Origin of the sequence: Mesorhizobium sp. M1409, assembly GCF_040317535.1 — a bacterium.
In the GTDB taxonomy this organism is placed as follows: domain Bacteria; phylum Pseudomonadota; class Alphaproteobacteria; order Rhizobiales; family Rhizobiaceae; genus Mesorhizobium.
In genome coordinates, this window is record NZ_JAMYKV010000004.1 from 51,921 (window position 1) to 64,833 (window position 12,913).

The following is a 12,913-nucleotide window of genomic DNA, read 5'->3' on the forward strand; positions in this document are numbered from 1 at the left end:
TCAGAGCCCCGCCGTCTTGAGCGCCGCGGCCTTCTTGATGGCCGAGCGGATCCTCGGATAGGTGCCGCAGCGGCAGAGATTGCCGCCCATGGCGTTGTCGATGTCGGCGTCGCTCGGGTCGGCGACCTCGTCAAGCAGCGCCACCGCGCTCATGATCTGGCCGGCCTGACAATAGCCGCATTGCGCGACCTGTTCCTCCAGCCATGCCTGCTGCACCGGATGCAGTCTGCCCGCCGTGCCGATGCCTTCAATGGTGGTGACAGCGCCGCTGACCTGGCCAACCGGAAGCGAACAGGAACGCACCGGCTGACCGCCGACATGAACCGTGCAGGCGCCGCAGGCGGCAATGCCGCAGCCGAATTTGGGTCCGGTCTTGCCGATGAGATCGCGCAGCGCCCATAGCAGCGGCATGTCCGGATCGGCGTTGATATCGAATGATTGTCCGTCGACGGTGAGGCGCATGGGGATACCCTTTGTTGTCGTCCACTGCCCAAGGGCGAAGCGTCCGCTTCGTCCGATACAGATTGACAAATTACGTCATTTTGTCAATAAAGATCTCGCAGGATAGAATTGCTCCATGAATCAGATCGAAAACATCGCCACCGCCGACCCCAAACGCGTCCGTATCCTGGATGGGGCGATGAAGATGTTTTTGGCTTATGGCTTCTCCCGCACCACCATGGACGACATCGCCCGCGCCGCCGACATGTCGCGGCCGGCGCTCTATCTCCTGTTCAAGAACAAGACCGACATTTTCCGCGCCATCGCCATGATGATCCTGTCGCGCTCGGTCGAGGCGGCAAAGCTGGCTCTGGCCGGCGACGGCGCTTTCACCGAGCGCATGATGCGAGCCATCGACGAGGCATTCATCTCGATGATGGGCGCCGTCGTTGCCTCGCCGCACGGCGCAGAACTGCTGGACATGAAATCGAACCTTGGCGATCTGGTGGGCTGCTGGCGCGGCGGGCTTGGCAAACATATCGCCGCCGCGATCGAGGGCGAAGCAGCCGGGAACGGCGTCGATCTGGCGGCCAGGGGCCTGTCGACGCAACTGCTTGCCGACATGCTGCTCGACGGGCTGGAAGGCATGAAGGCGCGGATCAGCGATCCCCAGGGACAGCGGCAAGCGGCCGCCGCCCTGATCAGGGTGATCGAACTCACTCTGAAAGCATGATCGCGAGCCAATCGATGAACATCGATTGGCCGTTCACGCCCGACGGCGAACCACCTCCGGATTTTTGCGCGCAGCAAGGAATTCCTTGACCCGCCGGCCAGGTGCGGGACCGCGCACCGGCTTGAAGCCGTCATCGAGTTCGCCCGAGAGATCGAGTGTCGGGTGCTTGCCGACGGCGTCGTAATTCTCTTCCAGCCAATCGGTCGCGGCGGTGCGGCCGAGATCGCGCAGATAGGTCAGGAACGCCCATTCGGCATTGACCTTCGATGATGCCGACAGGTCCTTGAACGCCTCGTCGGCATCGATACGGTGCATGCGGATGTCGCGGTATTCGCCATGCGGCAGACGGCCGGCGGCGATCAGTTCCTTGACGAAGGCAATCGAACGGAATTCGCGCAACAGCCCGGCGTTGAAGGTGATCTCGTCGATGCGGTTCTGGATCTCATTGGCGCTCCTTGGTGTTCCCTCCCGCACCACCGGATTGATCTGCACCAGCAGCACGTCCTCGGTCGCCGCCGTCTTGAAGAACGGATAGAGCGCCGGATTGCCGCCATAGCCGCCGTCCCAATAGGGCACGCCCTTGATCTCGACGGCGCGGAACAGTTGGGGCAGGCAGGCCGAAGCCATCACCGTGTCGAGGTCGATCTCGCCGTCGGAAAAGACGCGCAGCTGTCCGGTTTCGACATTGGTCGCCGAAATGAACAGCTCCATCGACTTGCAGGCGCGGACATTCCTAAAATCGATCTCCCGCGCGACGACGTCGCGCAGAGGATTGAGGCCCAGCGGGTTGGCGGCATAGGGCGAGAACACCCGCGACATGGTGTCGAAAAAGACATAGCCCGGCGTGTTCTCGATCGACCAATTGCCCCAGGCGACATCCCACGGCATGCGCTGCACCGGGCTGAACCGGCCCTTCGCCGCCACCGCGCGCCAGAAATCATCGAGCTTCTGGCGTGCGCCATCGACCCCGCCACGGACAAAACCGTCGGCCAGCGCCACCGCGTTCATGGCGCCGGCACTGGTACCTGACACCGCTGATATCTCCAGCCTGCCGTCCTCCAGCAGCCGGTCGAGCACACCCCAGGAAAAGGCCCCGTGCGAGCCGCCGCCCTGAAGTGCGATATTGATCTTCTTCGTCTCCTCCGCCTTGCCGTTTTTGGTCATGGCGTCGTCCTCGGTCTGTCCCGTTTGGTAGATGCGAAAATTCTGGGCCTCACGCGGCGGTCCAGCCGCCGTCGACCGACAGATGCGTGCCGTTAACCTGCGCCGCCGCGTCCGAACACAGGAACACCGCCGCTGCCGCGATCTGCTCGACCGTGACGAATTCCTTCGTCGGCTGCTTGTCCAGCATGACCTCGCGGATGACGGTCGCGCGGTCCATCTCGTGAGCTTTCATCTGGTCGGGGATCTGCGCCTCGACCAGCGGCGTCAGCACGTAGCCGGGGCAGATGGCATTGCAGGTGATCTTGTCACGCGCCAGTTCGAGCGCGACCGTCTTGGTCAGCCCTAATATGCCGTGCTTGGCCGCGACATAGGCCGATTTGAATGGCGACGCGACCAGCCCATGCGCCGAGGCGATGTTGACGATCCGGCCGCCGCCGGCCTTTTTCATCAGCGGAATCGCTGCCGCGATGGTGTGGAACGCCGAAGACAGGTTGATGGCGATAATCGCGTCCCATTTCTCGATTGGAAAGTCTTCCACCGGCGCGACATGCTGGATGCCGGCATTGTTGATCAGAATATCGACCGACCCGAACGTTTCTGCAGCCTTTGAGACCAGCGCCCGGCATTCTGCCGGTTTCGACATGTCGGCCTTGATGTAGGCAGTCTTCACGCCGTGCTGTTTGGCGATCGCATCGGCGATGGCGTGGTCGGCTGCCGTGTCGGAGAAGGAATTGACGACGACGTCATGGCCTTCGGCCGCCAGCGCCTGGGCGATGGCCAGGCCAATGCCGGATGTGGAGCCGGTGACAACTGCGGTTTTCCTGGTGGCCAAGGGCGGAATCCTCTGGTTGCGGCAAAAGCAGGTCTATGTTGCAGTGCAGCATATATGCTCGATGCGACGCAATAACAGCGGCCAGAATTTTCGGCGAGATGAAATTTTCGTCATGAGCGGCGGCACAGCCGCTCACCACGACAACATCGACCGGACCGCCCCGCCCATCGGCGGGCGCAACCTTCCTGCAAAAATCCTGCAGAGCCCAAAAAAGCTTCAGGCAACCAGGTCAGGCACCGGCCCGACATAACGCGACTGCGGCCGGATCAGCCGACCGGTCGTCTGCTGCTCGCGCGCATGCGCGATCCAGCCAGCGACACGCCCGGCGGCAAAGATATTGCTGAAGGCTTGGCTGGGAAAGCCCGCCGCTTCCAGCAGCAGGGCGGTGTAGAACTCGACATTGGTCTGCAGCGAGCGCGACGGCTTGGCAACCCGCAGCACGTCGAGCGCCGCTTGCTCCACCGTCTCCGCGAAGGCCAGCCGGCGGCCGGCTTCGCCCTCGTTGCCGAGTTGCCGCACCACCGCCTTCAGCACATCGGCACGTGGATCGCGCACGCGGTAGATGCGATGCCCGAAGCCCATGATGCGCTTGCCATGCGCGATCTCTGCGCGCAGCCAGCCGGCCGCGTCGCCATGCGCCTGGATTGCATCCAGCATCTCGATGACAGGGCCAGGCGCGCCGCCGTGCAGCGGCCCCTTGAGCGCGCCGAGCCCGGCCAGCACGGACGATGTCAGGCCGGCCTGCGTGGACGCGACCACGCGTGTTGCAAAGGTCGATGCATTGAGACCGTGGTCGCAGACCGTCACCAGATAGGTGTCGAGCGCCTTCGGCAGCCCTGGTGAGGCGACGTTGCCGCTCAGCATCCGCAACATGTCGGCGGCGTGATCGGCCCGGCTGTCCGGCGCGATCGGCTCTTCGCCGCGCCGGAGGCGCAGCAAGGCCGGCGTCAGCACCGCTGGCGCCGCGATCAGCAGCAAGGCGTCCGTCAGCGTGTCGCCGTCCGGCAGCAGCGCCATGCCGGCGCGCATGGCGCTGTAGACATCGAGCGATGCCAGCAAGGGCAGCGAGGGCAAAACCAGCTCGAACACGTCCGCACGCGCCCGGCCCAGAGCCCGCGTCAGTTCCGCATCATCGGGAAGATCGTCGAAAAAGCCGTCCAGCAACAGCCGAACCACCTGGGCATAATTCCAACGGCCGGCCAATTCCGGCAGCGAATGACCACGGATCGTCAGACGGCCGCCAAGACCATCCACATCGGAGAGCACTGTTTCCGCCGCCACAACGTCATCGAGCCCATTCGCCATAGCCTGTCTCCTTGAAGCATTTCGCGATTGGAGATAAGGCTGGGCAACACCGCCATCAATCTTGATCAATAGAATCAATATGAGAGTTCGATATGTCCGAGTGGCTGTCGCGAGAGGAAGCGCTTGAGCGTCTCCAGGTGCGGGCGCAGACGCTGTACGCCTATGTCAGCCGTGGGCGCATCGGCATGCGGCCCGACCGCGCCGATCCGCGCCGCAGCCAGTATCGTGCCGACGACATAGCGGCGCTGGCAACGCGGAGGGCACGTGGAAGAAGTCCCTCGGCAATCGCCGAAAGTTCGATCGCCTGGGGCGAGCCGTCGATCGCTACGGCGATTTCGACCGTCTCGCACGGTCGCCTTGTCTATCGTGGCCAGGACGCCGCCGCGCTTTCCGAGAATGCCACGCTGGAAGAAACAGCCGCGGTGCTCTGGGCTCTGCCCAAACCGGTGGCTTTCGAAGCGCCGTTGCTGGAGGAGCCCTATCAAGCTGGCCGGGCCGCGGCCTTTGCGCGACTTGCGGTGCTTGCCGGCCAAGGGCGCCCGTCGCTCGGGCGCAGCGCCGCGTCGCTGCATGCCGATGCCGCGCACGTGGTCGGCGTGCTGGCCAGTGCCTTGGGCACGTCGGCGGGATTAGAGCCAATCCATCAACGGCTGGCACAGCGCTGGTCGGTGGATGGTGGCGGGGCGGATGCGATCCGCCGAGCGCTTGTCTTGCTTGCCGATCACGAACTGAACGCGTCGACCTTCGCCGCCCGCGTCGCGGCCTCGACCGGCGCGCCGCTGGCCGCCTGCCTGCTCGCTGGGCTTGCGACCCTGTCAGGCCCTCGCCATGGCGGCGCCGGCGAGGCGGTGATGCAACTGGCCGAGGATGCGGCACGGCATGGCGCCGATGCGACGATCCGGCGCTGGCTCAGCCATGACCGACCGTTGCCGGGGTTCGGTCACCAGCTTTATCCCGACGGCGATCCACGGGCGGAGGCGCTGCTGTCGGTGATCGAGGTCGACGGCACACTATCGTCGCTGCGCGACGCTGCCCTTGCCGCGACCGGCGCGCTTCCCAACATAGACTTTGGGCTGGCCGCGCTGACGCGCAACCTTGGCTTGCCGCGCGATGCACCGTTCCGCTTGTTCGCGCTCGCACGCAGCGTCGGCTGGGCCGCGCACACGGTCGAACAGATAACAAGCGGAGGCCTTATCAGGCCGCGCGGCCGTTATGTGGGAGTGCTGCCATAGGGCCGAAAAGGGGTACCGGTCTTCGGAAAAGATGGAACGGGCAGCGACCCGATGCGCCGCAGCTATCGGATCTTTCGATCCGAACGCGTCAAGACATCGTGTCGAGCTTGCGCTGCATGGCCGCGATCTGGTCCTTCAACTCCTGCAGGTCGTCGGGCTTGTCAGGCGTTTCCTTCCTGGCCGGCTCGGGCGTCGGTGCAGCCCCTGGCGCGGTGCCCGCGGGCGGAAACGGCGTGAACAGCCGCATCGCATTCTGGAACATTTCCATGTTGCGGCGCGTCTGCTCCTCCAGTGCCTTGATCGGCGTGGTGATTTTCATCATGTCCAGCGGCGACTTGCCGAGCGCACCCTTCATCTGCTCGCGAAAGCGTTCCTGCTCCTTGGAGAAGGCGAGCATCGACTGCTCGAGGAAGCTCGGCACGATCATCTGCATCTGGTCGCCGTAATAGGCGATCAGCTGGCGCAGGAACGGGATCGGCAGCATGTTCTGCCCATCCTTGTTCTCCAGCTCGAAGATGATCTGGGTCAGCACCGGATGCGTGATGTCGTCACCGGTCTTGGCGTCCTGGACGGTGAACTCCTCGCCCTTCTTGACCATCTCGGCGAGGTCCTCGAGCGTCACATAGGTGCTGGTACCGGTGTTGTAGAGGCGGCGATTGGCATATTTCTTGATGATGATCGGATCGTCTTTAGCGGCCATCTACATCCTCCCGGGGACACCGGCGCGCCTCTGAGTAAGCCGCCGATAGCGATTGTGCCTTTTTTTTGAGGATATGCGCAAAAGCCTCACAATTCCAAGCAGTTTGTGCAGTGCGGGATCATTAAATGCTGCATAGCGGGCAAAAAATATGCTGCGCAGCAATGAGGGAACTGCCGCCCCGGCGAGGCACGACCCGCTTGTGGCGCATGGGCGCCATGCCCATTTCCGGTTTGACTTGGATCATGGAAAGGGCAAGAAAAGTCGCCAACAACGCCCAAAAAAACGACAGCTCGAAGTCCGGAGAAGAAAATGACCTCTGCCAATTCCATCGTTGTCGCCAGCGCCGCACGCACGCCGGTCGGCTCCTTCAACGGCGCCTTCGCCGCCACCCCGGCACATGAGCTCGGTGCCGTCGTCATCAGGGAATTGCTGTCGCGCGCCGGTGTCGAACCAGGCGAGGTCGACGAGGTCATCCTCGGTCAGGTGCTGACCGCGGCGCAGGGTCAGAACCCGGCCCGCCAGGCATCGATCAATGCCGGCCTGCCCAAGGAAACCACCGCCTGGGGCCTGAATCAGGTTTGCGGCTCGGGTCTGCGCGCCATTGCGCTCGGCATGCAGCAGATCGCCACCGGCGACGCTAAGGTGATCATCGCGGGCGGCCAGGAATCGATGTCGCTTTCGACGCATGCCCAGCACCTGCGCGCAGGCGTCAAGATGGGCGACTTCAAGCTGATCGACACTATGATCAAGGACGGACTGTGGGATGCCTTCAACGGCTATCACATGGGCAACACCGCCGAAAACGTCGCGCGCCAGTTCCAGATCACCCGCGACGACCAGGACCAGTTCGCGCTGGCCTCGCAGAACAAGGCCGAGGCCGCGCAGAAGGCCGGCAAATTCAAGGACGAGATCGTCGCCGTCACTATCAAGGGCAAGAAGGGCGACACCATTGTCGACCAGGACGAATACATCCGCCACGGTGCCACGATCGACGCCATGACCAAGCTGAGGCCGGCTTTCGACAAGGACGGCACGGTGACCGCCGCCAACGCCTCCGGCATCAATGACGGCGCCGCGGGTGCTGTGCTGATGAGCGAAGCGGAAGCGGTGAGACGTGGCATCACCCCGCTGGCGCGTATCGTGTCCTGGGCAACCGCCGGCGTCGACCCGCAGATCATGGGCACCGGACCTATTCCTGCCTCGCGCAAGGCATTGGAAAAGGCTGGCTGGTCGGTCGGCGACCTCGACCTGATCGAGGCCAATGAAGCCTTTGCGGCGCAAGCCTGCGCCGTCAACAAGGACATGGGCTGGGATCCCTCGATCGTCAACGTCAATGGCGGCGCCATCGCCATCGGCCACCCGATCGGCGCATCTGGCGCCCGCATCTTCAACACGCTGGTCTTCGAGATGCGCCGCCGTGGCGCCAAGAAGGGCCTCGCTACGCTCTGCATCGGCGGCGGCATGGGCGTCGCCATGTGCGTGGAGGCAATCTGAAGAAAAGCAAATAGCGAGTAGCGAATAGGGAAGAATGGCGTCAGCGCGACGGGACATCAAATCCCTACTCGCTATTAGCCACTCGCTATTCGCTCCCGACCAAAGGGAGGAACATTATGACCAAGGTAGCAATCGTCACGGGCGGATCGCGCGGTATCGGCGCGGCGATCTCGATCGCATTGAAGACCGCCGGCTATTCGGTTGCCGCGAACTACGCCGGCAATGACGACGCGGCGGCGAAATTCAAGGCCGAAACCGGTATCCCGGTCTACAAATGGTCGGTCGCCGACTATGATGCCTGCACCACCGGCATCAAACAGGTCGAGGCCGATCTCGGCCCGGTCTCGGTGCTGGTCAACAATGCCGGCATCACCCGAGACGCCATGTTCCACAAGATCACGCGCGAACAGTGGAAAGAGGTCATCGACACCAACCTGTCCGGCGTCTTCAACATGACGCATCCGCTGTGGAGCGGCATGCGCGACCGCAAGTTCGGCCGCGTCATCACGATCTCCTCGATCAACGGCCAGAAGGGCCAGGCCGGCCAGGTCAACTATTCCGCCGCCAAGGCCGGCGACATCGGTTTCAGCAAAGCTCTGGCTCAAGAGGGGGCGCGCGCGGGCATCACCGTCAACGTCATCTGCCCCGGCTACATCGCCACCGAGATGGTCAAGGCTATCGACGAGAAGGTGCTCAACGAGCGGATCATCCCGCAGATCCCCGTCGGCCGCCTCGGCGAGCCCGAAGAAATCGCGCGCTGCGTCGTTTTCCTCGCTTCCGAGGATGCCGGCTTCATCACCGGCTCGACCATCACGGCCAATGGCGGCCAGTATTTCGTCTGATGACGGGCGGTGCGGGCGGACAGACCGACGGGCCAGCCCGCCGGCCCGTTTTTTCGTTGCCGGGCCTGATCCTTTCGACATGCCCTCGTCGGGTGCTGACCCAATCCGGTACGCAGAGGTTAATAGCGGCTGGCCGCCCTGTGCGAAACCGGTTCCCAAGCCTGTGGATTCTCGGTGGATAAGCTGTTCACAACACAAGATATTGGGGTGAACAAACCAAGAATATTCCGGCATCCTGATTCGTCGCCGATTCGTTCCGGCTTTGACCGGAACGTTAACGGCGACAGCTGGAATCGCCTGCCAATTCCTTAACGCGGATTAGGAAAGATCAACAATTTCATAAGCTTGAGCGAGGCATACCAAGCCATCATGATCGTTTCTCGGCAAAGGTTAACAGCAACGCCCCCTTGCACCCTCTTAGCATAAAACGGGCCAGTTCAGCGATTCAGCATGTGGTGCGACTCCTGGTCGCAAAATCCACATGTAGCCGTGAACAAAAGCTGAATCTGGCCGAGTCACTGATTCGTCGCCGATTCGTTCCAGACTCGTTCTATCCGTTAATCCGCGGCCGATTGAGAGTTTGACAAAAACACCTTCTGGCCGGCGGTGGAACATTCCGCTTTCGCTTCGCGCCCGAAATCCCTATGTGTCGCCTGTCATACGCGCCACGTGAGGCACGCTCCCGACAACCAGAGGCCAGAAAGCCTTATTCCCAGGGTCGATGAACATCCAGCCGAAACACACTGAGCCGCTAATCCTGTCTGGCCGCGACGTGACCGCCGTGCTTGGGCCCACCAACACCGGCAAGACCCATCTCGCCATCGAGCGCATGGTGGCTCATGAGAGTGGCATCATCGGCCTGCCGCTCAGGCTGCTGGCGCGCGAGGTCTATGCCCGCGTCTGCGAAAAGGTTGGCGCTCACAAGGTCGCGCTGATCACCGGCGAGGAAAAGATCCAGCCGGCGGGCGCGAAATATTCGGTCTGCACCGTCGAGGCCATGCCGCGCGAGACCGATGCCGCCTTCGTCGCCATCGACGAGGTGCAGCTTGCCGGCGACCTCGAGCGCGGACACATCTTCACCGACCGTATCCTGCATCTGCGCGGCCGCCAGGAAACGTTGCTGCTCGGTGCCGCCACCATGCACGGCATTTTGCAGCGCCTGCTGAGAGGCGTCTCTGTGGTGACGCGGCCGAGGCTGTCGCATCTTGCCTATGCCGGCCCCAAGAAACTGACACGGCTGCCGCGGCGCACTGCGATCGTCGCCTTCTCGGCCGACGAGGTCTACGCCATAGCCGAACTGATCCGCCGCCAACAGGGCGGTGCCGCCGTCGTGCTCGGCGCGCTAAGCCCGCGCACCCGCAACGCCCAAGTGGCATTGTTTCAGTCCGGCGATGTCGACTATCTCATCGCCACCGACGCCATCGGCATGGGCCTCAACCTCGATCTCGATCACGTCGCCTTCGCCCAGAACCGGAAGTTCGATGGTTATCAGTATCGCAACCTGACGGCGGCCGAGCTTGGCCAGATCGCCGGCCGCGCCGGTCGGCACCTGCGCGACGGCACCTTTGGCGTCACCGGCCAGGTCGACCCGCTGGATGAGGAACTGGTCAAGAAGATCGAAGGCCATGATTTCGATCCGGCGAAGGTGCTGCAATGGCGCACCGCGCGTTTCGACTTCGCCAGCCTCGATGCGCTGAAGCGCTCGATCGAAACCAATGCCCCGGTCGAAGGGCTGACGCGCGCGCTGCCCGCGGTCGACGCGCAGGCGCTTGAATATCTGTCCCGCGATGAAGACATCCGCGCTCTTGCCAGCAATGCCAAACGCGTTGCGCTGCTGTGGGAAGCCTGCGCACTGCCCGATTACCGCAGGATCGCGCCGGCCCAACATGCAGACCTCGTTGCTTCGATCTACACCGACCTTGCACGGCATGGCCATGTCGACGAGAATTACATGGCCGAGCAGGTGCGCCGCGCCGACACCACCGAGGGCGACATCGACACGCTGTCGCATCGCATTGCCCAGATCCGCACCTGGACATTCGTGTCGAACCGGCCCGGTTGGCTGGCCGATCAGGCACACTGGCAGGAAAAGACGCGCGAAATCGAAGACAGATTGTCGGATGCGCTGCATGAGCGGTTGACGAAACGCTTCGTAGACCGCAGGACTTCCGTCCTCATGCGGCGCCTTAGAGAAAATACCATGCCTGAAGCCGAAATTAGTCCTACCGGAACCGTCCTTGTCGAAGGCCACCATGTCGGCGAGTTGCAAGGGTTCCGCTTCACCGCTGATCAAACCGCCGGCGGTGAAGACGCCAAGGCGGTGCGCACCGCCGCCCAGAAGGCGCTGGCCGCCGAGTTCGAGGCGCGCGCCGAACGCTTCGGCGCCTCGGCCAATGGCGACATCGCGCTTGGCTCGGATGGCACGCTGCGCTGGATCGGCGCGCCGATCGGCACACTGGTCGCGGGCGAAGACGCGCTGAAGCCGCGCCTGGTGCTGCTGGCCGACGAACAGCTGACCGGCCCGGCGCGCGACAAGGTCGCCGCGCGTGCCGAGCGGTTCGTCAATTTCCAGATCGAGTCGCTGCTGAAGCCGCTGGTCGACCTGAAGAATGCCGACCAGATTTCTGGCATCGGCCGTGGCATCGCCTTCCAACTGGTCGAGAATTTCGGCCTCATCAACCGCCGCGACATCGCCGAGGAGATGAAGTCGCTCGACCAGGAAGGTCGCGCCGCGCTTCGCCGGCTCGGCGTGCGCTTCGGCGCCTACCATGTTTTCGTGCCGGCGCTGATCAAGCCGGCACCCGCCGGGCTTGTGACGCTGCTGTGGGCGCTGAAGAATGACGGCAAGGACAAGCCCGGCTTTGGCGACGTGGTTCACGCCCTCGCCTCCGGCCGCACCTCCGTGGTCATCGACCCAGCCTTCGACAAGACCTTCTACAAGCTGGCGGGCTACCGCAATCTCGGCCGCCGCGCCGTGCGTATCGACATCCTGGAACGGCTGGCCGACCTGATCCGTCCCGCGACCAACTGGAAGCCCGGCCTCGGCCAGCGTCCGGACGGGGCCTATGATGGCCAGTCCTTCATGGTGACGCCGCCGATGATGTCGATCCTCGGCGCCACCGCCGACGACATGGAAGAAATCCTCAAGGGTCTCGGCTACCGTGCCGAGCCGAAGCCGCCGGCTGAAGTGAAGGCGCGGCTCGAGGCACAGGACATTGCCGCACGCGAGGCCGCGGCGGCGAAGCTTGCAGCTGAAGAGACAGCGCGCGCGGAGCAGGCCAAGACGGCGGAAGCAGCGGCAACCGATGCGGCCGCGGAAGCAGCGGTCGGAGGTTCGGAGCCGGCATCGGACGCAGTGGCCGCTTCGGAAACCGCGGCCGAAAGTCCCGCCGAAATCGTCGCGGACGCCGCGGCGGAACCTGCCGTGCCCGAGGTGGCAGAACAGGCGGATACTCCGGCCGAAACCGAGCAGGACGAAGCGCCGGTAGCCGAGATTGTTGCAGGGAACGCCGAACCCGCGCCGGCTGAGCCGCGGGCAGAGGCTGAAACTCCCGAGATTGAAGCCGCGCCGGCAGAAGAAGCCGCACCGGCCGAGCTGGCGTCGGATGCCGCGCTCGTAACGGACGCCGCGCCAGACGAACCTGCCGCGACGGCAGAAGCAGCGGTCGGCGAACCTGTGCCGGAAGCCGAAGCGCCAAAACCCATCCTGTTGTGGCGTCAGGGTCGTTTCGAACAGCGCCCGCGCAACCGCGACGACAACCGCAGGAACAATCGCCCACGCAACGGACAAGCGCGCGGCCGAAGCGATGCGCCCGCGGATGCCGCCGGCGCATCGGCTACGGCTGCACCCGGAGAACGTCCGGCCCATGAGGGCCGGCGCGACGGTGCCGGCAAGCCGCGCTTCGATCGCTCGAAGTTCAAGCCCAAGCCGCAGGCCGAAGGCGAACAGCGGCGTGACGGCCGGCCGCAAGGCGAGCGCCCCGACCGCCGCGAAGGCCGTCCCGACTGGAAGGGCGGCAGGCCGGATGGCAAGGGTGGTCCGCAAGGCGGCAAGCCCGCTTTCCAGCCGAAGCCGCGCGAGGAGCGCCCGGTGCGCTTCGATCCGGACTCGCCCTTTGCCAAGCTCGCCGCTTTGCGCGACCAGCTGAAGAAGTAGCCTCGGCTCGCCTC

At 64.0% G+C, this 12,913-nt stretch carries 10 protein-coding genes; 5 read left to right on the plus strand and 5 right to left on the minus strand.

What is annotated here, in order from left to right; translation table 11 throughout:
- Positions 1-462, minus strand: coding sequence for a (2Fe-2S)-binding protein (locus NKG99_RS04880; protein WP_352864788.1), 462 nt, complete (start codon positions 460-462; stop codon positions 1-3).
- A 115-nt stretch (positions 463-577) separates the two neighbouring features.
- Here NKG99_RS04880 and NKG99_RS04885 point away from each other — a divergent pair, with 115 nt between their 5' ends.
- On the plus strand, positions 578-1,174 hold the full coding sequence (locus tag NKG99_RS04885; RefSeq protein WP_352864791.1) for a helix-turn-helix domain-containing protein: 597 nt from the start codon (positions 578-580) through the stop codon (positions 1,172-1,174).
- A gap of 33 nt (positions 1,175-1,207) precedes the next feature.
- Here NKG99_RS04885 and NKG99_RS04890 read toward each other — a convergent pair whose 3' ends face one another.
- From NKG99_RS04890 to NKG99_RS04900, 3 genes are all read right to left on the minus strand, one after another.
- Complete coding sequence (locus tag NKG99_RS04890) at positions 1,208-2,338, minus strand: patatin-like phospholipase family protein (protein ID WP_352864794.1); 1,131 nt, start codon at positions 2,336-2,338, stop codon at positions 1,208-1,210.
- A 49-nt stretch (positions 2,339-2,387) separates the two neighbouring features.
- Positions 2,388-3,170, minus strand: a complete 783-nt coding sequence (locus NKG99_RS04895; RefSeq protein ID WP_502910879.1) for a 3-hydroxybutyrate dehydrogenase — start codon at positions 3,168-3,170, stop codon at positions 2,388-2,390.
- Positions 3,171-3,386: 216 nt separating this feature from the next.
- Positions 3,387-4,475 (minus strand): citrate synthase/methylcitrate synthase, encoded by a 1,089-nt coding sequence (locus tag NKG99_RS04900; protein ID WP_352864797.1) that lies wholly within the window; start codon positions 4,473-4,475, stop codon positions 3,387-3,389.
- Between the two features lie 92 nt (positions 4,476-4,567).
- Between NKG99_RS04900 and NKG99_RS04905 the strand changes: the two genes are divergently transcribed.
- Positions 4,568-5,707, plus strand: coding sequence for a citrate/2-methylcitrate synthase (locus tag NKG99_RS04905; protein ID WP_352864799.1), 1,140 nt, complete (start codon positions 4,568-4,570; stop codon positions 5,705-5,707).
- An 88-nt stretch (positions 5,708-5,795) separates the two neighbouring features.
- Here the strand turns inward: NKG99_RS04905 and phaR are convergent, their stop codons facing one another.
- On the minus strand, positions 5,796-6,407 hold the full coding sequence (gene phaR / locus NKG99_RS04910) for a polyhydroxyalkanoate synthesis repressor PhaR (RefSeq protein WP_352864801.1): 612 nt from the start codon (positions 6,405-6,407) through the stop codon (positions 5,796-5,798).
- Positions 6,408-6,716: 309 nt separating this feature from the next.
- Here phaR and NKG99_RS04915 point away from each other — a divergent pair, with 309 nt between their 5' ends.
- The 3 genes from NKG99_RS04915 to NKG99_RS04925 all read left to right on the plus strand — a co-directional run bounded on the left by NKG99_RS04915 (position 6,717) and on the right by NKG99_RS04925 (position 12,899).
- On the plus strand, positions 6,717-7,901 hold the full coding sequence (locus tag NKG99_RS04915) for an acetyl-CoA C-acetyltransferase (RefSeq protein ID WP_352864803.1): 1,185 nt from the start codon (positions 6,717-6,719) through the stop codon (positions 7,899-7,901).
- A 116-nt stretch (positions 7,902-8,017) separates the two neighbouring features.
- Positions 8,018-8,743, plus strand: coding sequence for an acetoacetyl-CoA reductase (phbB, locus tag NKG99_RS04920; RefSeq protein ID WP_352864805.1), 726 nt, complete (start codon positions 8,018-8,020; stop codon positions 8,741-8,743).
- Positions 8,744-9,464: 721 nt separating this feature from the next.
- Positions 9,465-12,899: a helicase-related protein gene (locus tag NKG99_RS04925; RefSeq protein ID WP_352864807.1), complete on the plus strand. Its 3,435-nt coding sequence runs from the start codon at positions 9,465-9,467 to the stop codon at positions 12,897-12,899.
- The last annotated feature ends 14 nt before the right edge of the window (positions 12,900-12,913 follow it).